Origin of the sequence: Klebsiella sp. GL120222-02 (assembly GCF_003097195.1) — a bacterium.
Classification (GTDB): domain Bacteria; phylum Pseudomonadota; class Gammaproteobacteria; order Enterobacterales; family Enterobacteriaceae; genus Klebsiella; species Klebsiella variicola.
Map to the genome: position 1 here is coordinate 41,055 of NZ_QEQO01000005.1, position 22,194 is coordinate 63,248.

Consider the following 22,194-nt stretch of genomic DNA (forward strand, 5'->3'; position numbering starts at 1 on the left):
TGTGAATTACTTCAGCAGCTTATCCAACATGTTGATATCAGCGTTATTGTGCAGATGCGGCACTGTCCAGCCGTTCTGGTCGTACTCGGACAGGCAGCGGTCGACCATCGCCATCATTTTGTCCATATTGCCGGAGCTCTGCGCCTGGCGCAGACACTGCAGGCGAATTTCATCCTGGCTACCGGAGTAGTTGATCTCATACAGTTCATGGCGGCCGCCGAATTCGCTGCCGATGGCGTCCCACATCAGTTTGAGGATCTTGATACGTTCAACGTGATCCATACCGTTGGAGCCGCGCACGTACTTCGCCAGATACTGGTCGATCTGCGGGTTGTTCAGATCGCGGGCGCTGGACGGCAGATAAATCAGGCCGCTGGTGACGTTACGCTCGATGATGTTCTTGATCTTGGCGTAGGCCATCGGCGCCATCACGCGATAGGTCTGCAGCGCGGCGTGATCCGGCAGCCATGCGCCGTTGACCCACGGCGTCGCTTCCGAGCACATGGAATCGCTTAACGCCCAGAACATGTTGCGCCACGCCACCACTTCGCCAAGGTCGGCCTGTACGCCGCGGAATTCGAGGGTGCCGGTACATTCCAGAGAGCGTTTCAGCAGGGCGGTGATAAAGTCCAGTTTTACCGCCAGGCGTACGCAGGCCTGCAGGGGATACATGCGGGCGAAACCGCCCTCCATGGTCCAGCGGCGGCAGCGGTCAAAGTCGCGGTAAATCAGCACGTTCTCCCAGGGGATCAGCACTTTATCCATTACCAGAATCGCGTCGTTCTCGTCGAAACGGCTGGAAAGCGGATAGTCGTACGGGGAGCCGGTCGCACCGGCGACCATCTCATAGGAGGCGCGGGAGATAAGCTTGACGCCTTCGGCATCCATCGGCGCGACGAACATCAGCGCGAAGTCCGGGTTCTCGCCCATCACCTGTGCGGAGCCGAAGCCGATCATGTTGTAGTGGGTCAGCGCTGAGTTGGTGGCGACCACTTTCGCGCCGCTGACGATGATCCCGGCATCGGTCTCTTTTTCCAGCTTGATGTAGACATCCTTCACTTCATCAGCCGGCTTGTGGCGGTCGATCGGCGGGTTGACGATCGCGTGGTTAAAGTACAGGCCGGTTTCCTGAATGCGGGTGTACCAGTTGCGGGCGTTCTGCTCGAACTGGCCGTAAAACGCCGGGTTGGCGCCCAGCGCGCAGCCGAAGGCGGCTTTGTAGTCCGGGGTGCGGCCCATCCAGCCGTAGCTTAAGCGCGACCACTCGGCGATGGCGTCGCGCTGCTGGCGCAGGTCGTCGGCGCTTTTCGCCACGCGGAAGAATTTATGGGTGTAGCCGCCGCTGCCGGTATCGGTGCCCCAGCACAGGGAATCCTGCATCTCCGGTTTGTGCAGCGCATCGTACAGCTGAGCGACAGAAGCCGCGGCGTTACGGAAGGCCGGGTGGGTGGTGACATCCTTCACGCGCTCGCCGTAGATATAAATTTCGCGGCCATCCTGCAGGCTTTTTAAATACTCTTCGCCAGTTAACGGGCGTTTCGCGTCGGCGCGGAAATCTTCAGGTTTCATAGGGGCCTCTTCAGTATTTATCGGAAAAATAATGTTAAATATATGTTTTGTTTTTGTTGTTTAATTGAAGCGGTTATTGCGCTTGCCGTGAAGGGACGTTTGCGACAACGGCGGGTACTTTTCAGGCGGGATTAAATTTTGTGATCTCGGCAGCTTTTGGCGGGTGGCGCGGCGCTGACCCGCCCTGTGGTCTGTAGCCCAGGCAAGCGCAGCGCCGCCGGGGTATTACGACACAGGTACTTTTTGCGCCCGGTAGCTGCTGGGCGAGCAGCCGACCTGGCGGCTAAAAAAGCGCGCAAAATAGGCAGGGTCTTTAAACCCCAGCTGCCAGGCAATCTCATTGACCGCGCTATCGGAAAACAGCAGCAGCCGCTTCGCCTCGCGCAGCTGGCGGTCGAATATCAGCCGCTTCGGCGAACGGTTGGCGAAGCGGCGGCAGATATCGGTCAGCCGCGATTCGGTCAGATGCAGCTCCCTGGCGTAATCCGGTACCGTCCAGTGCTGATGGTAGTGGCTGTCGATCATCTGGTTAAAGCGCTGGAATAGCTTCAGCTCGCCGCGCATCCCGCTGGCGGCATGATCGTCGAGCCTGGCGTTGCGCAGCAGCAGGGTAAATACCGCCTGCGCCAGCAGCGCCAGGGTGTGTTCCCGCCCGGGCAACTGGGCGGTAGATTCCCGACGAATCAGCTGCCAGTAGTGGGCCAGCGCCGCCAGCTCGTCGGGTTTATCTGCCAGCGACAGACAGATCCCCGGCAGGCCGAAGGTCTCCCGCGTGCCGGGATAAAGCACCTCCAGCAGCGGCCAGATGAGTTCTTCGTGCACCGTCAACACGTGACCATCGCTATCGGACTCGGTAATAAACGCGTGCGGCACCGAGGGCGGCGTTAACACAAACAGCGGCGCCTGCACCGAATAGCGATGGTCATCAAGCTGCAGCTCAATCTGCCCGGTATCAAGGTAGTGCATCTGGAAATAACGGTCGTGACGATGCGCCTGCATGTCGCGGCCAAAAAAGGCCGCCATGCGGGAAAACGACTGGTAGTGCACCTCTTCGGTGCCCAGGCTCTCGTCGTACTCTTTATTGATATCGATGTTGGCGATTGGGCTTTGGCACATAGCGGCTCCTTACGGTGTCGCGCGAGGGCGCGAGCCCTTCATCGGAATCGCCCAGATGATCACCGCGCCAATCACCAGCAGTGCGGCGACGAACCACAGCCCGCTGCTGAAGCTGCCGGTAATATCCTTCAGCCAGCCGATCATAAAGGGACTGAGCGCCGATCCGATATTGCCGGTGGCGTTGATCACCGCAATGCCGATTGCGCGGGCACGCAGACTGATGGACTGATCCGGCGTGGTCCAGAAGATGGCCATAGCGCTAAACGATCCGGTGGAGGCCATCACGATCCCGAGCAGCTGGATCAGGTTATGATCGGTGGCTGACGCCAGCAGCCAGCCCGCAGCGGCGAACAGGAACGGCAGGGCAGTGTGATGCTTCCGCTCCTGGTATTTATCGGAGTGGCGGCTCCAGTAGATCATCCCGAGAATGGTACAAATTTGCGGGATTGCCGCCAGCAGACCGATGGTGATATTGCTGCTGCTTTCGTTAAAGCTTTTGAGGATCTGCGGCGTCCAGATGCTGATCGCGCTGAGCGTATTGGTCAGGCAGAAGTAGGCGAGGGTATACATCAACACGATCGGGGTGAACACTTCCCGCCACAGGCTGCGCTGCTGCATGGCGTGATGGCTGATGGCCCCTTCCGGCTGCACCAGAGTCAGGCGATCGTTATCCATCATCTCCTGCAGACATTTTTTGTCCTCCGCCGTCAGCCACCTGGCCTTCGACGGCGAATCATCGAGCCAGAACCAGACCATAATGCCGAGCAGCACCGACGGGAAGCCTTCCAGCAGGAACAGCCACTGCCAGCCGTGCAGGTTCAGCAGACCGTCGAGGGACAAGATATAGCCGGAGACGATCGACCCCAGCGCGGTGGTCACCGGCATCGCAATCATAAACAACGCGTTAGCGCGGGCGCGGAAAAATGCCGGGAACCAGTAGGTCAGGTACAGCAGGATACCCGGCAGGAAACCGGCCTCGGTGATCCCCACCAGCATGCGCAGAACATAGAGACTTTTTGGTCCGGTGGCGAACATGGTGGCGGTAGAGGCGATGCCCCACAGCACCATGATGGTAGCGATCCAGCGTCGTGCGCCGACGATGCTGAGCATCACGTTGCTGGGAATGCCAAAAATGACGTAAGTGGCGTAAAACAGGGTGGTGGCCAGGCCAAACATGGTGGCGTTGAGGCCCAGATCCTGCCCCATGGTTAATCCAGCAAAGCCGATATTGATCCGGTCTAAAAACGAAAAGATAAACAGGACGAATAAAAACACGATCAGACGGCGGAAGAGCTTGTTGATAACCGACTGCTGCTGCGCCGTCAGCTGTTTGTGCTGATTCGCCGGATCGAACTTTTCCGGGATGGCAGGTGATGTATCGCTCATTATTATTTTCCTCTAATGGGAATTTTGTCGGGTACTGCGGGTTGCCCGGTAGTGCTGCGCTTACCGGACCTGCGATTCGCTGCTGCTCCGGGCCGGATGAGCGTAGCGCCACCCGGCGTTAGTAGACGCCTGACGAACCCAGGTCGGTTTTTTCCGCGCCAAACCGCGCCGCCAGCGCTTCTGCGCCGCGGGCCAGCAGGGTGGTATCGACGCCGACGGCGACGAACAGCGCGCCCAGTTCGAGATAGCGTTTCGCCAGCTGTTCATTGGCCATCAGGATCCCCGGCGCCTTTCCGGCCTGGCGGATTTGCTGGATGGCATCTTCAATGGCGGCCTGCACTTCCGGGTGTTGTGGGTTGCCGCCGTGGCCCATATCGGCGCTGAGATCCGCCGGGCCGATAAACACGCCGTCCACCCCGTCGACATCGAGGATCTGCGGCAAATTTTTCAGCGCTTCGCGGGTCTCAATCTGTACCAGTACGCACATGGCGTCATTGGCCCGGTGGATATAATCCGGAATGCGATTCCAGCGTGAGGCGCGGGCCAGCGCGCTGCCGACGCCGCGGATGCCGGCAGGCGGGTAGCGGGTGGCGCTTACCGCCAGCCGCGCTTCTTCGGCATTCTGCACCATCGGCACCAGCAGAGTTTGCGCGCCGACGTCCAGCAGCTGTTTGATCTGCACCGGATCGTTCCACGACGGACGCACTACCGGCTGGCTGGGGTAGGGCGCAATGGCCTGCAACTGGGTCAGCACCGTTTGTACGTTGTTGGGCGCGTGTTCGCCGTCGATCAGCAGCCAGTCGAAGCCCGCGCCGGCTAGCAGTTCGGCGCTGTAGCTGCTGCACAGCCCAAGCCACAGGCCGATTTGCGGACGGCCGGCCTTGAGCGCCTCTTTAAATGCGTTGTTCATGTTGCTCTCCTCAAACAAAGCGGCAGCTGATGGCGCCCATGTTGCCGTAGTCGACGTGGAAGGTATCGCCCTTGCACGCCGGGACCGGGCGGGTGAAGGAGCCGCCGAGGATAATTTGCCCGGCTTCGAGCTGGACATCGTACGGCGCCAGTTTGTTGGCCAGCCAGGCCACGCCGTTGGCCGGATGATTGAGTACGCCCGCGGCGACGCCGGTCTCTTCAATCACGCCGTTGCGATACAGCAGGGCGGAGATCCAGCGCAGGTCGAGCTCATCCGGTTTAATCGGCCGGCCGCCGAGGATCACCCCGGCGTTGGCGGCGTTATCGGAGATGGTGTCGAACACTTTGCGCGGACGCTGGGTTTCCGGGTCGATGTTGTGGCAACGCGCGTCGATAAGCTCCAGCGCCGGGATAACGTAGTCGGTGGCGTTGTAGACATCAAACAGCGTACAGTTCGGGCCGCGCAGCGGTTTGGCCAGCACGAAGGCCAGCTCGACTTCAATACGCGGAACGATAAAGCGGTCGGTGGGAATATCGCTGCCGTCGTGGAAGAACATATCGTCGAGCAGCGCGCCGTAGTCCGGCTCGCTGATCTGCGAGCTGGCCTGCATCGCTTTAGAGGTCAGGCCGATCTTGTGGCCTTTGAGCACGCGGCCTTCGGCGATCTTCATCTCGACCCACTCGCGCTGGACGGCGTAGGCGTCCTCAATGGTGATCGACGGATAATCCAGCGAGATCGCGCGGATCTGTTCACGCTGTTTTTCGGCCTGGTTCAGCCGCTGGGCAATCAGGGTGCGGGTCTGTTTATCGAGCATAGTGATTCCTGTGGCATTGTATTGCCGGATGGCGCTTCGCTTATCCGGCCTACAAATTCATGGCCGTTGTAGGCCCGGTAAGCGCAGCGCCACCGGGCAATTTGCACGTTATTTAAATAACGCGTGCACGTTGTTCTGTTTGTAGTTCAGCGTCGGGTCGAGTTCTTCCATGGCGAACGACAGCGCCAGATAGCGGCTCTCCATTAGCGCGGCAAAATGGGCTTTGATCAGTGCGAACAGCATATCTCCCACGTCCTGACGGCTCTCCAGACTGCGCCCGGCGCCGATCTTCAGGGTCATATGCACGAAGGCGTAATCCTGCTTGCCGTCGGCCATCTGCCAGGTATCCAGCCAGTGGGCGCGGCTGCGAATACCGCCGATCGGGAAGATACCGGTGGCGGCCAGCGCCTCGTTGACTTTGGCGAACAGCCCTGGCAGATCGGCCTGCTCGCGGATGTTGTCGGTACATTCGGCGATAAAATGCGGCATGGGGCCCCCTTACGCCTGCGCCGGCAGCGGGAACACGGCGTTAACCTGGCCGGTACCGGAGCTGGCGAATAGCTCGGTGATAAACTCCACCTTGCCGTCGTATTTATCCCAACCCAGCAGACCGAGCAGCATCACCGTGTCGTGCATGTTGCCTTCGCCGTAGCAGTAGTCGGCGTACTCCGGCAGCATGGTGCAGAACTCTTTGAATTTGCCCTCCCGCCACAGTTTCACCACGCGCTCATCCATCTGATGATCAAACTCGCGGGTGTAGCTGTTCATGCCCTCTTCGGCGCGCTGGTCATCGATAAAGCGGTGCGACAGCGAACCGCTGGCCAGCACCGCTACGGTGCCGTCATATTTCTCAATGGCTTTGAGGATCGCTTCGCCCAGCCTGCGGCTGTCGGCAAAATCGTGAACAGTACAGAAGGCGGAAATGGACACCACTTTGAAATGCTTATCGCTGTTCATGTAGCGCATCGGCACCAGGGTGCCGTACTCCAGCTTCAGGCTCGGAATATTGTGTGCTTTGGCGCGTACGCCAAGTTTGACGGCCTCGTCGGCAATCAGGTGACCCAGTTCCGGGTTGCCGTCGTAGTCGTAGGTCATGTCGCGAATAAAATGCGGCAGTTCGTTACTGGTGTAGACGCCCTGAAAATGGTCGGCACAGTTGATGTGGTAGGCGCTGTTGACCAGCCAGTGGGTATCAAACACGATAATGGTATCGACGCCCATTTCACGACAGCGCTTGCCAATTTCTTTATGCCCGTCGATAGCGCCCTGGCGGCAACCGTGGTTTTTCCCCGGTAGCTCAGACAGATACATCGACGGCACGTGAGTGATTTTTGCTGCTAACGCTAACTTACCCATATCAGACTCCCCATTTCGGGATCGGATGGTCGCCCATCGAGATGCAGACGTTTTTCATTTCGGCGAACACTTCAAAGCTGTACTCGCCGCCTTCGCGGCCGGTGCCGGAGGCCTTCACGCCGCCGAACGGCTGACGCAGGTCGCGCACGTTCTGGGTGTTGACGAACACCATCCCGGCTTCAATACCGCGCGCCAGACGCAGCACTTTGCTGACGTCCTGGGTCCAGATGTACGACGCCAGGCCGTATTCCACATCGTTGGCCAGGCGCAGCCCTTCCGCTTCGTCTTTGAACGGCAGCAGGCAGGCGACCGGGCCAAAAATCTCTTCCTGGGCGACGCGCATGCGGTTGTCGACATCCGCCAGTACCGTCGGGCGCAGGAAGTTGCCGGCTTTCAGATGCGCCGGCAGGTCGGACGGTTTATCCGCGCCGCCGGCCAGCAGGGTGGCGCCCTCTTCGATGCCGAGGCGAATGTAGCCGGACACTTTCTCCCAGTGCTGCTTGCTAATCAGCGCGCCGACCTGGGTATTCGGATCGGTCGGATCGCCCACGCGCAGGCGGTTGGCGCGCTCGGCGAAGCGCTTGACGAACTCCGGATAAATACTCTGCTGAATGAAAATGCGCGAACCGGCGGTGCAGCGTTCGCCGTTGATCGAGAAGATGGTGAACAGCGCGGCGTCGAGCGCGCGCTCAATATCGGCGTCTTCAAAAATCAGCACCGGCGATTTTCCGCCGAGCTCCATAGAGTACTTTTTCAGACCGGCGTTCTTCATGATGTTGCGGCCGGTGGCGGTGCCGCCGGTGAAGGAGACGGCGCGCACATCATGATGGCGCACCAGCGCGTCGCCGGCGGTGGCGCCATAGCCCTGCACCACGTTGAGCACGCCAGCCGGGATCCCGGCTTCCAGCGCCAGCTCGCCCAGACGATCGGCGGTCAGCGGCGACAGCTCGGACATTTTCAGCACCGCGGTATTCCCCAGCGCCAGGCACGGCGCCACCTTCCAGGTGGCGGTCATAAACGGTACGTTCCACGGCGACACCAGCGCGCACACACCAACCGGCTGCACGAGGGTATAGTTAAGCATCTTGTCGTCGACCGGATAGGTCTTGCCGTTCATCTGCTGGCACACTTCGGCGAAAAATTCGAAGTTATGCGACGCCCGCGGGATCAGCACGTTTTTGGTCTGGTGGATAGGCAGGCCGGTATCGGCGGTTTCCATCGCCGCGATCTCCGGGACGTTCTGATCGATCAGATCCCCCAGGCGGCGCATCAGGCGCGCGCGCTCTTTCATCGGCAGGTTAGCCCACTTCGGGAAGGCCTCTTTCGCCGCCGCTACCGCCTGGTTGATTTCGGCTTCGCCGCCGGAGGCGACTTCAGCCAGTACCTCGCCGGTGGCCGGGTTGGTGGTATGAAAATAGTCTGCGCCGGCAACGTTTTTACCGTTGATCCAATGGTTAATCTTTTTCATGACAGTGTCTCCTCATACGCTTGCTGGCTGATGATATGGTTGACCAGGCGGCCCACGCCCTCGACTTCAACGATCACCTCGTCGCCCGGCACCACATCGGATAGCCCTTTCGGCGTGCCGGTGGCGATCATGTCGCCCGGTTGCAGGGTCATAAATTCGCTTAAATAAGCGATGAGGAACGGGATGCTGAAGATCAGATCGGCGGTGGTGCCCTGCTGGCGCAGTTCGCCGTTGACCCAGGTGCGCAGGGCCAGATTATGCGGATCCGGGATCGCCTCTTTGGCGACGATCCACGGGCCAATCGGCGTCAGGGTATCGCGGCTTTTGACCCGCAGGTTCGGGCGGTAGTAGTTTTCCAGGTAGTCGCGGATCGCGTAGTCGTTGCACACGGTATAGCCAGCGACATAGTCCATGGCCTCGGCTTCGCTGACGCGGCGCGCGGTTTTCCCGATCACCACCACCAGTTCGGCTTCGTAGTGCATGTATTCGACGTTATCCGGGCGTACCGACTGCTGCTGGTGGCCAATAAAGGTGTTCGGCGCTTTGATGAACACCAAAGGCTCGGTTGGCGGCTTAAATTCCAGCTCGCTGGCGTGGTCGGCGTAGTTCAGCCCCAGCGCGAACAGCGTGCCGTCGGCGGGCGGCAACCAGCGGAATTCGCCTTCTTTCAATACCGTGCCATCGTTCAGGCGCACCTGGTCGCGTTCATCGACCAGCACGTCGCGTACCTGTCCCTGCCATTCAATGCGTGCCTGTTTCATGCCAGCTCTCCTTCTGCGACAACCGGGTTTTCCAGCGCCGGGAATCCGTCGGCGAGAATACGTACGCGGTCGCCGGGGCGCAGCGTGACGCGAGAGTGGGGCGTGCCGATAAGGATCGCGTCGCCGGGATTGAGGGTGGCGAACTCGCTTAAGGCGCTCAGCAGCTGCGCGGCGTTACGCTGCAGATCGCCGGTATGCCAGCTATCCGCCTCGCGGCCGTTGATTTCGGTGATGATGGTCAGGTTATCGACGTTACGCACCGCCGACAGCGCGCCGACGGGGCAGAAGCCATCGCGGCATTTCGCCTTGATCGCCGGGCGATAAAAACTCTCTTCCGGCAGACTCACATCGTTAGCCAGCGCGTAGCCGGCGATATAGTTCGCTGCCTCTGCCGCCGCCACTTTACGCGCGGTTTTGCCGACAATCAGCGCCACCGTCGCGCCGCTTTGTACGGTCTCGCCCTGCGGATAGGGGATCGCCTCGCCGTCGCCAATCACGGTATTGCGCGGCTTGATAAACCAGACCGCGGTTTTCGGCGGCGTCTTGTAGGGGGCCTGTTGAAACGCTTCGCGCCAGGCGTCGAGCTGGCTGCGATGATTGAGCGCAACGGCGAAGATGGTACCTTTCATTCACCACTCCTCTGGTACTGATTTCGGATTTAAATGCATTTCATTAATATGTTAATGATCATCTTTTATGCTTTGCGGCCAGGTTTAGCAACTGGAAGTGAATGTTTTGTGATCGGATTAACACAATATTTACACATCAATAACTTATTGGTTTTTAATCAATGAGTTGACTTTTTTTCAGGAAGAGGCTGGTACTTTTCAGGTGCAGAAACCGGTTGTACATGGCAGGATTAAAGCTAATTATTAAGTTGTTAATAAGTTTTGGATGAGGCTGTAGAGGGGATACTATGCATGATTCATTAACCATTGCCTTGTTGCAGGCGCGTGAGGCGGCGATGGCCTACTTTCGGCCGATCGTCAAACGGCACAATCTCACCGAACAGCAGTGGCGGATCGTGCGAATTCTCGCCGAACGTCCGTCGATGGATTTTCACGATCTGGCCTTTCGCGCCTGCATCCTGCGCCCCAGCCTGACCGGGATTTTGACGCGCATGGAGCGGGATGGGCTGGTGCTGCGCTTAAAGCCGGTTAACGATCAGCGCAAGCTGTACGTCTCGCTGACGCCTGCCGGAACCGCGCTGTATGAAAGCGCTCAGGCCGAGGTGGAAGAAACCTATCGTCTGCTGGAGGCCCAGTTCACCACGGAAAAGCTGCAGCAACTGACCTCGCTGCTGGAGGAGTTTATTGCGCTTGGCGTCCCTGCCGGGCGCGGTGATGAAGAAGAGTAGCGGTTACGGCTCGGCGCTCGGCCGGGCGAGGGCAATAAGCGTTTCCGCGCGGGCGGGGGCCAGCGGTTCTCTTGGCTGCGGCAGCGGCCAGCCGTACAACCAGCGGGCGCTGGCGGCGCAGGTACGCCCCTGACAGGCGCCCATTCCGCAGCGCTGGGTCAGTTTGGCCTGCAGCCAGCCTCCGGCGGCCGCCACATCGCCGCAGCGTACATCCTCGCAGCGGCACAGCAGGCTCTCCGGCGTTGCGGCGTCTTTCAAGGATTCCGTCAGCCGGAAGGTACGGTTGATTGCTTCGGCGAAACGCTGCCAGCGGGCGCGGCGGGTAAATAACGCCTGCGCTTGCTGGCTGGCCCCGGCGGCGGCATACCCGGCGATTTCGCCCTCCGCCAGCGCCAGCTCGCTACCGCCGAAACCGGTGCACTCGCCGGCGGCATAGATATCCGTGACGCTGGTCTGCTGCCAGCGGTTAACCTGGATCGCCTCCTGTGCCGTGGCGCAGCCAAACAGCAGCCCCGTCTCGATATTGGGTATCAGCCCGTAGCCGATAGCCAGCCGATCGCAGGCGATAGTTCGCTCGACGCCGCGCTGGCGAAGCGTAACGGCTTCCAGCCGCGTTGTGCCGTGAGCGCGGATCGCCTGCGCGCCGCTCAGATAGCCTTTCGGGGCCAGCGTCGCTAACTGGCGCAGCTTCTGCGGCCAGCGCCACAGCCCGCTGGCGAAGCGCAGTAGCGCCGGGAGCGGCGCTTGCTCAATGATATTCGTCACGTCGCCTCCGGCCTTGTTCACCGTATCCGCCACCGCCAGCAGTAGCGGACCGCTGCCGGCAATCACCACCTTTTCTCCTTTCAGCGACAGGCCCTGTTTGATTTGCGCCTGCAGGCCGCCCGCGCCGGTTACGCCGGGTAAGGTCCAGCCGGGAAAGGGCAGCGACAGCTCGCGCGCGCCGCAGCAGAGGATCAGTTTCTGCCAGCAAACCACGCCGCCGCCGTCGGCGGTTTCAAACAGCACGCTGTACGCGGAGGGGCGGGCAATCAGCCGCGCGCCGTTCACTAACCGGATGGCGGCAGACGCGGCGATGGCGTCGCGGTAGCGCCGGGCCAGGGCGGGTTGCGTCGCCTGCGGACCGGCCCGCCAGATTTGCCCGCCAGGGGCGGGATTATCGTCGAGAATAATCACCTGTTTATCGCAGGCGGCGGCGGAGAGCGCGGCCGCCATGCCGGCGGGGCCGGCGCCGAGGATTAAAATGTCACAGCGCAGCGTGTTCATCGCGGCTCCTTTCTATTTGCATATCGGACCGGCACAAGGTCTGGCAGGCCAGTACCCGTAGGCCATCGACGGTGACCCGGCACTCCTGGCAGACGCCCATGCCGCAAAACGGCGCGCGGAGATCGCCGTTAACCGCCTGGCGGGTGGTGGGGTCGCCGGTCAACGCCAGCGCCGCCGCCACGCTAATGCCTTCCGGCACCGTCAGCGCTTCGCCATCAATGGTGATAGTGAGCGTGGCCTTCATGCAATCGCCTCCTGTTGACACAAACGGGCCGGGAGCCAGGCGTCGGGCGCCACTGGGCAGCGTTCATCGAGGATCTGCGCCGCCAGCAGTTCAGCTGTGGCCGGAGCGGTGGTGACGCCCAGCCCTTCATGGCCCAGCGCCAGCCATAAACCACGGCGGGTGGGGTGCGGGCCGATCAGCGGGTTGCCATCCTGCGAGGCGGCGCGCAGGCCGCTCCAGCAGCGGATGATATTCAACGTCGCCAGCGCCGGCACGAAATGGCGGGCGCGATCGAGCATCTGCGCCAGCAAGGGCAGATCCAACTCGCGCTCACGGTTATCAAACTGACGCGAAGAGCCAATCAGCAGCTGGCCGGTTGGCCGCGGCTGAAGGTTAAACGCCACCGAGGTGCCGCCGCCATGGGCGCTGGCGCCGTAACCCAGCTCAACCAGCTGGTGCTGCACCCGCGTCCGGTAGCGATCGGTAATCGCCAGTTGGCCTTTTTTCGGTCGCAGCCAGTTTTCCGCTAACAGCGCGTTGGCTTCAAGTCCGCAGGCCACCACGATGGCCCGCGCCTGTAGCCGTTTGCCGCTGGCGAGCAGCACCTGCGGTTCGGTAATCGCCTGCGCGCTGTCGTGCAGGCAGGTGAGATGGTCTCCGGCATCGGCCATCAGCCAGCGGGCGACGTTTGGCGCGTAGACGATACCATCGCCTGGCACCCACAGGCCGCCCGCCAGCCCGCCGCGCAGCAGCGGCTCGCGCCCGGCGATCTGCTGCGGGGTCTGGCGTTCGCTGGGCACCTGATAGCTGGCCAGCCGCCGCTGTTTGTCGCCAGCCACGGCCATCTCTTCTTCGCTTTCCGCCAGCCACAGCGTGCCGCAGCCGCGCCAGGCGCAATGGTCGGGCATCCGTGGCGTGATAGCGCGCCAGCGTTCCAGCGACCATGCCGACAAGGCAAGCTCGGCGGGGTCGTCATCCATGCACACCAGATGGCCCATACCGGCCGCCGTCGCGCCGGGCTGACCGTCATCGATAAGCGTCACGCTCTGCCCCCGCTTCGCCAGCTGCCACGCGCAGGCGGCGCCGATGATCCCGGCGCCGATCACGATGACGTCGCACTGCTTCACGGCGCGATCCCCCAGCAGAAGGGATCGTCAGGGTTGAGGATCAACTGGTTGTCTCCACACACCCAGGCTTCGCCGCGGATCGTTGGGATGATGCCTTCCGCGGTGCGCTGGTAGCTGGCGGTAAACTGGCTGCCGATGATGCTGGCCTGACGCCAGATTTCCCCCGGCTGCAGCTTGCCATCCTGCGCCAGGCAGGCCAGCTTGGCGCTGGTGCCGGTACCGCACGGCGAGCGATCCCAGGCCTTTCCCGGACAGAGTACGAAGTTGCGGCTGTCGGCGGTATCGTCATCGGCGAAGAGTTCGATATGGTCGATAACGCCGCCGTCGTCGCCGCGGATCCCCGCGGCTTCCAGCCCCTCGCGCACTGCCCAGGCGTAGGCGGTGAGCTGTGGAATATGTTCGGGGGTAATGGCGAACGGGTGGTCGTTAATCAGGAAAAACCAGTTGCCGCCCCAGGCAATATCGCCGATGACGGGACCATGCGCGGTCTCAACGCGGATCTGTTTTTTCCAGCGGCGGGCCGGGACGTTTTGCACCGATACGCTGCCATCGTCGTGCAACGTAGCGCTTACGTCGCCGACCGGTGTTTCAATCAGATGTACGCCGGGCTGGATACGCCCAAGCCAGGCCAGCGAGGCGATAAGCCCGATTGTGCCGTGGCCGCACATATTCAGAAAACCGGCATTGTTGAAGAAAATCACGCCAGCGGTAGCCGCCGCCGAGACCGGTTTGCACAGCAGCGCGCCGACCAGTACGTCATTACCGCGCGGTTCGAGAATGGCCGCCTGACGCCAATGGTCAAAGTCGCGGGCGAAGCGGTCGCGGCGCTTCGCCATGCTGCCGCCGCCGAGATCGGGGAATCCGTCAACGATCAGGCGGGTCGGTTCGCCGCCGGTATGTGAATCAATAGCTCTCAACGTAACAGGGGGGCGTGGCGCGGTCATCAGGCTCTCCGGAAGTTAACAACATGTTTCATCATACTGGCGCAACCTTTCCCGACCTGCTTGAGCGCTTTCGTCAGAGAAAATGACGAAATCTGCACAGTCATGAGCGCGGTATATTTCTATTTCACATAGTTATTTCTTATTAATCATTTGCTTAATGCTGTGGTAAACCGAAAGTGACCATTGCGCCAGTGGCTAAATCAGGGGAAGGCGTAAAGCGGATCCAGGATCGCAAAACCGAGGGATGCTGCTTGAGGTGTTAACGGAAAGTGAATAAATATCCTTCAGTCACTTACCATGAGGAGGCCTTATGATCGGTGTTTCTGATGCGGCGCCGCCGCGCGCGGTTAACCAACCTGAGCTGGCCGTCGATGAGCTGAGCCAGATCTGCGAAGGGCTGGCGCGCCAGCGGCCGGAAAATATGCCAGCGCTGCTGAATGCGCTGGCGCTGATTGCGCCCCTGCTCAATGCCATTCCTAATGTGGTCTTTTTTATCAAAGATCGTCAGGCGCGCTATCTGCTGGCGAACCTGACGCTGGCCCGCCGCTGTGGTTTCAAAAGCGTCTCCTCGCTGCTGGGCAAAACCTCCGCCGATGTCTTTCCTTCCGCGCTGGGTCAGGGTTATACCGAACAGGATCTGCGGGTGTTGCGCGAAGGTGTGACCCTGCGCGATCAGCTGGAAATGCATCTCTACAATGGCCGCGAGCGCGGCTGGTGCCTGACGCAGAAACTGGCGCTGCGCGATGTCCGCGGGCAGGTGATCGGCATGGCCGGGATCTCGCACGATCTGCAGGAGGCTCATGCCCGCCATCCGGCGTGGCAGCGGCTGGCGATCGTCGACGATCATATCCGCCGCCATTATCACCGGCCGATCGCCATGGAAGAGTTAACCGCCTTAAGCGGGATGTCGATTGCGCAGATCGAACGCTACTGCAAACGGATCTTTCATCTCACTCCGCGGCAGATGATCCACAAAGTGCGGCTGGAAAAAGCGACCGAACTGCTGGCTGGCGATACGCCGATTACCGATATCGCCCTGCAGTGCGGGTATACCGATCACAGCGCCTTTAGCCGCCAGTTCAAGGCGATGACCGGCTCGACGCCGCGCGATTTTCGCCTCACGCTGCTCGGATAAACGCTGGCTCACACTTTTGCCGACTGTGCTAATTTCGTCATTGTATTGAGGGAAAACCGACAAGCCGCCGGTTCCGCGACACGTCAATCTGTCAGTGAATATTCACCATTCATTCACTTCGACTTAACAAAATGACGACAAGGAACCGAGCATGAGCAAAAAAGCGATACACTGGAGCGGCGTATTCCCGGCGGTCAGCACGCAGTTTCGTAGCGATTACTCCCTCGATTTAGATGCCACTCACGCGGTGATGAAAAACCTGGTGAAAGATGGCGTTTCCGGGCTGGTGGTATGCGGCAGCGTGGGTGAAAACACCTCGCTGAGCACCGATGAAAAACTACAGATTATCGAGGTGGCGAAGGATGCCGCCGGCGGCAAAATTCCGGTCATCGCCGGGGTGGCCGAGTTCACCACCGCCTTCGCCCAGAAAATGGCGAAAGAGGCGGAGCGCGTCGGCGTCGACGGGATCATGGTGATGCCGGCGCTGGTCTACTCCTCAAAACCGCATGAAACCGCGGCCCACTTCCGCAGCGTGGCGAGCGCTACCGACCTGCCGATTATGGTCTACAACAACCCGCCGATTTACAAAAACGACGTGACGCCGGACATTCTCGCCACCCTGACTGACTGCGACAACATCGTCTGCTTTAAAGACTCCTCCGGCGATACCCGCCGCTTTATCGACCTGCGTAACACCGTTGGCGACCGCTTCGTGCTGTTTGCCGGGCTGGATGACGTGGTGGTGGAAAGCATCGCCGTCGGCGCGGAAGGCTGGATCTCCGGAATGTCCAACGCCTTCCCGCGCGAAGGGGAAACGTTATTCCGTCTCGCCCGCCAGCAGCGTTACGAAGAGGCGATGGCGCTGTACCGCTGGTTCATGCCGCTGCTGCATCTCGATGCGCGTCCGGATCTGGTGCAGTGCATCAAGCTGTGTGAAGAGTTGCTGGGCCGCGGCAGCGCCATTACCCGTCCGCCGCGTCTGGCGCTGGAAGGCGAAACGCGCCAGCAGGTGGTGGCGATCGTTGAACAGGCGCTGGCCACTCGTCCGACGCTGCCGGATGTCGGCCTCTGAGCACAGGAGTCACTATGAATGCATCTCAGACCATGGCGGGACGGCAGTTTATCGCTGGACGCCGTATTGCCAGCGGTGAGGCGACGCTATTGAGCCTGCGGGCGGTGGACGGCGAAGCCACCGGCCACCGCTTTTATCCGGCTTCCTGTGAGGAAGCCGCTCAGGCCGCAGAAGCCGCGCAGGAGGCCTTTGCCGTCTATTCACAAACCACGCCGCAGCAGCGGGCGCGCTTTCTCAACGCCATTGCTGATGAACTCGATGCGCTGGGCGAGCCGTTTTTTGCTATCGCCGGGCAGGAGACCGCGCTGCCGCTGGCGCGGCTACAGGGAGAACGGGCGCGCACCAGCGGCCAGTTGCGGATGTTTGCTGGCGTGATCCTGCGCGGCGATACCTTCGCCGCCCGTATTGATACCGCCTTAGCCGACCGTCAGCCGCTGCCGCGCCCGGATCTGCGCCAGTATCAGCAGGCGTTAGGGCCGGTGGCGGTGTTTGGCGCCAGCAACTTTCCGTTGGCCTTTTCCACCGCCGGCGGCGATACCGCCTCGGCGCTGGCGGCTGGCTGTCCGGTGGTGGTGAAGGCCCATCCGGGCCATATGGCCACCGCCGAGCTGACCGCCGAGGCGATCGTCAGGGCGGTGGTACGGTGCGGTTTACCCGGCGGCGTATTCAATATGATTTTCGGGACCGATATCGGCGCCGAATTGGTCCGTCATCCGGCGATTCAGGCCGTTGGCTTTACCGGTTCGTTAGCCGGCGGTAAGGCGCTGTATCAGCTGGCGCAGCAGCGCCCGCAGCCAATTCCACTGTTTGCTGAAATGTCGGCGATTAACCCATTGATTATTCTGCCGCAGGCGCTGCAGACGCGGGCCGAAGCGCTGGCAAACGAGCTGGTGGCGTCATTCACCCTCGGCGGCGGCCAGTTCTGTACCCGTCCGGGGCTGATTCTGGCGCTGCGCGGCGCTGGGCTGGAACGCTTTAAGTCGGCGCTGTGCGCGGCGGTAGCGGGCTCCACGCCGCAGGTGTTGCTCAATGCGCCGACCCTTCAGCACTACCGTCAGGGCGTGGCGGCACTGGCGGCGCACCCGCGTATTGAGAGGCTGGCGAGCGGCCTCGTCGCCGGCGTCGGGCAGGCGCAGACCCAGTTGTGGCAGGCTCAGGTCGAGGATCTGCTGGCTCAGGATACGCTGCTGCAGAGCGAAGTTTTCGGCCCGCTGTCGCTGCTGGTGGAAGTGGACGATGAGGCCCAGCTGCAGGCGGTGGTGAAAGCGCTGCAGGGGCAGCTCACCGCGACGGTGCATGCTGAGGCGGATGATGGCCCGCTGGCGGCGAGCCTGCTACCGCTGCTGTGTGAGAAGGCCGGACGGGTGCTGTTTAACGGGTATCCCACCGGCGTGGAAGTGTGCGATGCGATGGTCCACGGCGGCCCGTGGCCGGCTACCACCGACGCACGCGGGACATCGGTCGGCAGCCGGGCGATTGAGCGTTTTCTGCGCCCGGTCTGTCTGCAGAACGCGCCGGCTGCCCTGTTACCGCCGGCGCTGCAGGATGCGAACCCTTTGAACCTGCTGCGCCTGGTCAACGGCCAGTGGACCCGGGAAGCGATTTCCTCCTCTCATTGACGCAAGGGCATCACCATGACCATTCACACTACGCATAACAGTCAAACCCGCGTTGCTGAGTCGGGTAAGTTTAAAAAACAGCTGACCCTGACCGATCTCACCTTTATCGGCCTGGGGGCGATATTCGGCTCCGGATGGTTATTCGCCGCCAGCCACGTGGCCTCCATCGCCGGTCCGGCCGGGATCGCCTCGTGGGTGATCGGCGGCTTTGCAGTATTGCTGCTGGGGATTGTCTACTGCGAGCTGGGGGCGGCGCTGCCGCGCGCCGGCGGCATTATTCGCTACCCGGTCTTTTCCCACGGTGAGCTGATGGGCTATCTGCTGGGGTTCATCACCCTGATCGCTTTCTCCAGCCTGATCTCGATTGAAATTGTCGCCGCCCGGCAATATGCCGCCGCCTGGTTTCCGGCGCTGACCCAGCCGGGTTCCAGTTCGCCGACGCTGCTGGGGTGGGTGGTGCAGTTCCTGCTGCTCTGTTTCTTCTTTGCGCTTAACTACTACAGCGTTAAGACCTTCGCCCGATCGAACAACTTCATCAGCGTGCTCAAGTTTTTGGTGCCGCTGCTGGTGGTGGTGACGCTGTTCGCCTTCTTTAAACCGGAGAACCTGCACGCGCAGGGGATTGCGCCATTCGGCATGTCCGGGGTGGAAGCGGCGATCAGCGCGGGCGGAATTATCTTCGCTTATCTGGGACTGACGCCGATTATCTCGGTGGCCAGCGAAGTACAAAAGCCGCAGCGGACTATCCCTATTGCGTTGATTTTATCAGTGGTGCTGTCGACGATTATCTACGTGCTGCTGCAACTGGCGTTCCTTGGCAGTATCCCCACCGAAATGCTGAACGGCGGTTGGGCCGAGGTGAGCAAACAGTTCTCGCTGCCGTATCGCGATATTGCCATTACCCTCGGCATGGGCTGGCTGGCCTTTATGGTGATAAGCGATGCGATCATCTCCCCGAGCGGCACCGGCAATATCTATATGAACGCGACGCCGCGGGTGATCTACGGCTGGGCGAAGGCGGGTACTTTCTTTAAAGCCTTTACCCATATCGATAAAGCGTCCGGGATTCCGCGTCCGGCGCTGTGGCTGACCTTCGGGCTTTCAATCTTCTGGACGCTGCCGTTCCCCTCCTGGGAACAGCTGATTAGCGTGGTGTCGGCGGCCCTGGTGCTGAGCTACGCCATCGCCCCGGTAACCGCCGCCGGGCTGCGCCGCAACGCGCCGGATCTGCCGCGGCCGTTCCGCGTGCGCGCCTTCGGCATCATCGGCCCGGTATCGTTTATGATCTCGGCGCTGATTGTCTACTGGTCCGGCTGGAATACGCTCTCGTGGCTGTTGGGGCTGCAAATCGTGATGTTTGTCGTCTACGTGATGTGCAAAGGTAAGGTGCCGGAACATACCGTGAGCCTGGCGCAGCAGGTGAAGTCTTCGCTGTGGCTGATCGTGTTTTATGCGTTGATTATCCTCTTTTCCTGGCTGGGCAGCTTCGGCGGGCTTAATGTTATCGGTCACCCCTGGGATACGGTGCTGGTGGCGGCGATGTCGTTGGGGATTTACTACTGGGGCGCGCGCAGCTGCCTGCCGCAGGCTAACTTTAGCGGAGACGAAGAAGAGTAAAGGAGAACAGTATGGAGTCGGTAACTCTATCGTTACCTGAAGCTTATGACCTGGCGCTGGAGGTACTCAGCGCCAATGGATTTAGCGCCGACCACGCGGCGGCGATTGCCCGCAATGTGACCGCCGGGGAACGCGATGGCTGCGCTTCCCACGGCCTGTGGCGGCTGTTGGGCATTGTCGATACCCTGCGCAAAGGTAAGGTATCGCCCGATGCCGAGCCGCAGATCCATGACCAGGCGCCGGCGATTGCGCGGGCGGACGCCGGGGGCGCTTTTTCACTGCTGGCCTACGAGCGCGCGCTGCCGCTGCTGCTGGAGAAGGCGCGGCAAAACGGCATTGCGGCGCTGGCGATTAACCGCTGCGTCCATTTTTCCGCGCTGTTTGCCGATATTGAGCCGTTGACCGAGGCAGGGCTGGTGGGGCTGGCCTGCACGCCAAGCCACGCCTGGGTCGCCCCGGCGGGCGGCACGCGTCCGCTGTTCGGCACCAACCCTATCGCCTTTGGCTGGCCGCGGCGGGACAAACCGCCGTTTATTGTTGATATGGCGACCAGCGCCGCGGCGCGCGGCGAGATCCAGCTGCATCAGCGTGCCGGCAAAGCGCTACCGGAAGGCTGGGGAATCGACAGTCAGGGACAGCCAACGACCGATGCCGCGGAGGTGCTGAACGGCGCGATGTTAACCTTTGGCGGCCATAAGGGCTCGGCGCTGGCGGCAATGGTTGAGCTGCTGGCCGGGCCGCTTATCGGCGATATGACCAGCGCCGAATCGCTGGCGTGGGATAACGGCGCGGGTGGGCTCCCCTACGGCGGCGAGCTTATCCTGGCGCTGGATCCGCAGCGCTTTCTCGGCGCGCAGGCACAAGAGCAGCTGGCGCGCGCCGAAACGCTGTTCAATGCGATGCAGGATCAGGGGGCGCGGCTGCCGGGCGAGCGGCGTTTCGCCTGCCGTCAGCAGAGTGAGCAGCAGGGGGTTACCATCAGCCGTTCATTGCATGATGAGATTTGCGCCTTGCGGCCATAGTAAAGCGCGGAGCGCGGCGGGCCGACCATCAGAGCGACAGGCGCATGGCGCAGCGCGACTCGGGCGGCAGGCCGTGCCGGGTCTCCTGTTCCCTTTTTGCCGCCAGTCCGGCAGGCAGGGTCAGCTCATCGAGCATGGTGAATCCCAGACGGGTATAAAACGGCGCATTCCACGGCACCTCGCGGAAGGTGGTGAGGGTTACCGCCGGATAGCCCATCTGCTGTGCGCCCTCAATAACCTGCTTCAGCAGCATCCGGCCGATGCCCTGATGCTGCCAGTTCTGATGGACGGCGACTTCGACGATAAATAATGCATCGTCGAGCGGTTCGGTCAGAATAAAGCCAATCGGCTGCCCGGCGGCTTCCGCCAGCAGGCTATGCTCGGTTTCCAGATAATCATGATGACGCGCAACGCTAATCACCTCGCTGTCCGCCAGCCAGGCGAGAGAGGGGATCTGGCGAAATGCCTGGGCGGCAGAACGTTCAATGGCGGGCAGAAGGGCGATATCGCTCTCCTGAGTCAGGCGTAATACGGCACCGGCAGTTATAGTGTTAGTTTTCATCACCTCAGCATAGCAGCCTTCGGGAGAAAAGTATGGAGCTGACCGCCGTTCCCGCCACGCAGTTCAGCAGCGTGCAGTTAACGGATATTCTCAACGCCTGTTTTGAAGCCTATCTGGTGCCTGTTACCCAGTCGGTGGCGGGATTTGTACAGCGTTTCAGCGCCGAGGGGATGAGCCTGATCGATTCCCGCGTCTGGCTGGCCGGAGATGAACCGGCGGCGATCGCGATTGTCGCCCGCCGGGGAAGTGCCGCTCGCCTGGCGGCCTTTGCCCTGCGCCCGGCCTGGCGCGGCAAAGGCCTGGGCCGGGAACTGATGCAAGATCTGCTAATGCTCCTGCAACAACAGGGGGTTGAGACGGTATCTCTGGAGGTGATCCGCGATAACCATGCGGCCGTCGCGCTATATCAGACGCTGGGCTTTACGCGACGCTATGGGCTCTGCGGCTACCTGAGCAATGAACCTCTGGCTCCGGTAGCGGGCGTATTACAGCTTTATCCCACCCTGGCCCTGCTACGGCGCGTCATTGACGAGAGTAACAGTCAGCTCCCCTGGCTGCTGGATCCGCTCACCTTCGCCACCCTGCCATGTCAGGTCGTGACGCTGGAACAGCGCGCCTTCGCGGTTCTAACAACGGCGGGCTCACGGCCTGTACTGCAATTTTTGTGGGTGGAGCCCGCCGCCCGCCGTCAGGGGCTGGCGCGTGAGCTGCTGGTGACGCTGGCGCAGCAGTTCCCGGGTGTGGGGACTTCGGTGACGGTCCCGGAAACGTTTACACCGCTGTTTGCCGCGGCGGGATATGCGCCGCTATCGCTGCAGCAGTATGAAATGAGCGCAACGATGAATGCCCTGCGGTCAGCAGGGCGTTAAG

At 61.3% G+C, this 22,194-nt stretch carries 22 protein-coding genes and 1 pseudogene; 7 read left to right on the plus strand and 16 right to left on the minus strand.

Annotated elements, in window-relative coordinates:
* Window positions 1-6: 6 nt before the first annotated feature.
* The 11 genes and pseudogenes from hpaB to N438_RS28225 all read right to left on the minus strand — a co-directional run bounded on the left by hpaB (window position 7) and on the right by N438_RS28225 (window position 10,232).
* Window positions 7-1,569: a 4-hydroxyphenylacetate 3-monooxygenase, oxygenase component gene (hpaB, locus tag N438_RS16130; protein WP_002887473.1), complete on the minus strand. Its 1,563-nt coding sequence runs from the start codon at window positions 1,567-1,569 to the stop codon at window positions 7-9.
* A 225-nt stretch (window positions 1,570-1,794) separates the two neighbouring features.
* Window positions 1,795-2,685: a 4-hydroxyphenylacetate catabolism regulatory protein HpaA gene (gene hpaA, locus N438_RS16135; RefSeq protein ID WP_012542961.1), complete on the minus strand. Its 891-nt coding sequence runs from the start codon at window positions 2,683-2,685 to the stop codon at window positions 1,795-1,797.
* A gap of 9 nt (window positions 2,686-2,694) precedes the next feature.
* Window positions 2,695-4,071 (minus strand): 4-hydroxyphenylacetate permease, encoded by a 1,377-nt coding sequence (gene hpaX, locus N438_RS16140; RefSeq protein ID WP_012542960.1) that lies wholly within the window; start codon window positions 4,069-4,071, stop codon window positions 2,695-2,697.
* A 118-nt stretch (window positions 4,072-4,189) separates the two neighbouring features.
* On the minus strand, window positions 4,190-4,981 hold the full coding sequence (gene hpaI / locus N438_RS16145) for a 4-hydroxy-2-oxoheptanedioate aldolase (RefSeq protein ID WP_012969004.1): 792 nt from the start codon (window positions 4,979-4,981) through the stop codon (window positions 4,190-4,192).
* A gap of 10 nt (window positions 4,982-4,991) precedes the next feature.
* On the minus strand, window positions 4,992-5,795 hold the full coding sequence (gene hpaH, locus N438_RS16150) for a 2-oxo-hept-4-ene-1,7-dioate hydratase (protein ID WP_043875842.1): 804 nt from the start codon (window positions 5,793-5,795) through the stop codon (window positions 4,992-4,994).
* Between the two features lie 108 nt (window positions 5,796-5,903).
* The gene (locus N438_RS16155) at window positions 5,904-6,284 is read right to left on the minus strand and encodes a 5-carboxymethyl-2-hydroxymuconate Delta-isomerase (RefSeq protein WP_008807573.1); all 381 of its coding nucleotides are present in this window, start codon (window positions 6,282-6,284) and stop codon (window positions 5,904-5,906) included.
* Between the two features lie 9 nt (window positions 6,285-6,293).
* Window positions 6,294-7,151 carry a 3,4-dihydroxyphenylacetate 2,3-dioxygenase gene (hpaD, locus tag N438_RS16160; RefSeq protein WP_040154513.1) on the minus strand — a complete coding sequence of 286 codons (858 nt, stop codon included), beginning with the start codon at window positions 7,149-7,151 and terminating at the stop codon, window positions 6,294-6,296.
* Between the two features lies 1 nt (window position 7,152).
* Window positions 7,153-8,619 carry a 5-carboxymethyl-2-hydroxymuconate semialdehyde dehydrogenase gene (hpaE, locus tag N438_RS16165; protein ID WP_008807572.1) on the minus strand — a complete coding sequence of 489 codons (1,467 nt, stop codon included), beginning with the start codon at window positions 8,617-8,619 and terminating at the stop codon, window positions 7,153-7,155.
* Window positions 8,616-9,380: a fumarylacetoacetate hydrolase family protein gene (locus N438_RS16170; protein ID WP_008807571.1), complete on the minus strand. Its 765-nt coding sequence runs from the start codon at window positions 9,378-9,380 to the stop codon at window positions 8,616-8,618. Before N438_RS16170 ends, hpaE begins: the two co-directional genes overlap by 4 nt.
* A complete protein-coding gene (locus N438_RS16175) occupies window positions 9,377-10,009 on the minus strand; it encodes a fumarylacetoacetate hydrolase family protein (protein ID WP_012969003.1) in 633 nt (210 codons plus the stop codon). The genes N438_RS16170 and N438_RS16175 overlap by 4 nt, the downstream gene beginning before the upstream one ends.
* A 58-nt stretch (window positions 10,010-10,067) precedes the next feature.
* Window positions 10,068-10,232 (minus strand): annotated as a pseudogene (locus N438_RS28225) (hypothetical protein).
* Between the two features lie 64 nt (window positions 10,233-10,296).
* Here N438_RS28225 and hpaR point away from each other — a divergent pair.
* Window positions 10,297-10,737 (plus strand): homoprotocatechuate degradation operon regulator HpaR, encoded by a 441-nt coding sequence (gene hpaR, locus N438_RS16180; RefSeq protein WP_002887503.1) that lies wholly within the window; start codon window positions 10,297-10,299, stop codon window positions 10,735-10,737.
* Window positions 10,738-10,740: 3 nt separating this feature from the next.
* Here the strand turns inward: hpaR and N438_RS16185 are convergent, their stop codons facing one another.
* From N438_RS16185 to N438_RS16200, 4 genes are read right to left on the minus strand one after another with little or no spacing between them, the layout of a single operon-like run.
* Entirely contained in the window at window positions 10,741-12,003 is a 1,263-nt protein-coding gene (locus tag N438_RS16185) for an FAD/NAD(P)-binding oxidoreductase (RefSeq protein WP_012969002.1), read from the minus strand.
* Window positions 11,984-12,247 (minus strand): (2Fe-2S)-binding protein, encoded by a 264-nt coding sequence (locus N438_RS16190; protein ID WP_012542953.1) that lies wholly within the window; start codon window positions 12,245-12,247, stop codon window positions 11,984-11,986. The genes N438_RS16185 and N438_RS16190 overlap by 20 nt, the downstream gene beginning before the upstream one ends.
* A complete protein-coding gene (locus N438_RS16195; RefSeq protein ID WP_116696372.1) occupies window positions 12,244-13,353 on the minus strand; it encodes an FAD-dependent oxidoreductase in 1,110 nt (369 codons plus the stop codon). Before N438_RS16195 ends, N438_RS16190 begins: the two co-directional genes overlap by 4 nt.
* Window positions 13,350-14,297 carry a 4-hydroxyproline epimerase gene (locus tag N438_RS16200; RefSeq protein WP_023297019.1) on the minus strand — a complete coding sequence of 316 codons (948 nt, stop codon included), beginning with the start codon at window positions 14,295-14,297 and terminating at the stop codon, window positions 13,350-13,352. The genes N438_RS16195 and N438_RS16200 overlap by 4 nt, the downstream gene beginning before the upstream one ends.
* A gap of 310 nt (window positions 14,298-14,607) precedes the next feature.
* On the opposite strand from N438_RS16200, the gene N438_RS16205 reads away from it, so the two are divergent.
* From N438_RS16205 to N438_RS16225, 5 genes are all read left to right on the plus strand, one after another.
* Complete coding sequence (locus N438_RS16205; protein WP_008807566.1) at window positions 14,608-15,432, plus strand: helix-turn-helix domain-containing protein; 825 nt, start codon at window positions 14,608-14,610, stop codon at window positions 15,430-15,432.
* Window positions 15,433-15,583: 151 nt separating this feature from the next.
* Window positions 15,584-16,504, plus strand: a complete 921-nt coding sequence (locus tag N438_RS16210) for a dihydrodipicolinate synthase family protein (protein ID WP_008807565.1) — start codon at window positions 15,584-15,586, stop codon at window positions 16,502-16,504.
* Between the two features lie 14 nt (window positions 16,505-16,518).
* Window positions 16,519-18,123 (plus strand): aldehyde dehydrogenase (NADP(+)), encoded by a 1,605-nt coding sequence (locus N438_RS16215; RefSeq protein ID WP_094285298.1) that lies wholly within the window; start codon window positions 16,519-16,521, stop codon window positions 18,121-18,123.
* A 15-nt stretch (window positions 18,124-18,138) separates the two neighbouring features.
* The gene (locus N438_RS16220; protein ID WP_012542949.1) at window positions 18,139-19,740 is read left to right on the plus strand and encodes an APC family permease; all 1,602 of its coding nucleotides are present in this window, start codon (window positions 18,139-18,141) and stop codon (window positions 19,738-19,740) included.
* 11 nt (window positions 19,741-19,751) lie between these two features.
* Window positions 19,752-20,762, plus strand: coding sequence for an Ldh family oxidoreductase (locus tag N438_RS16225; protein ID WP_048267421.1), 1,011 nt, complete (start codon window positions 19,752-19,754; stop codon window positions 20,760-20,762).
* 28 nt (window positions 20,763-20,790) lie between these two features.
* On the opposite strand, the gene N438_RS16230 is transcribed toward N438_RS16225, so the two are convergent.
* Window positions 20,791-21,324, minus strand: a complete 534-nt coding sequence (locus N438_RS16230) for a GNAT family N-acetyltransferase (protein WP_023297021.1) — start codon at window positions 21,322-21,324, stop codon at window positions 20,791-20,793.
* Between the two features lie 32 nt (window positions 21,325-21,356).
* Here N438_RS16230 and N438_RS16235 point away from each other — a divergent pair, with 32 nt between their 5' ends.
* Window positions 21,357-22,193 carry a GNAT family N-acetyltransferase gene (locus tag N438_RS16235; RefSeq protein WP_116696373.1) on the plus strand — a complete coding sequence of 279 codons (837 nt, stop codon included), beginning with the start codon at window positions 21,357-21,359 and terminating at the stop codon, window positions 22,191-22,193.
* The last annotated feature ends 1 nt before the right edge of the window (window position 22,194 follow it).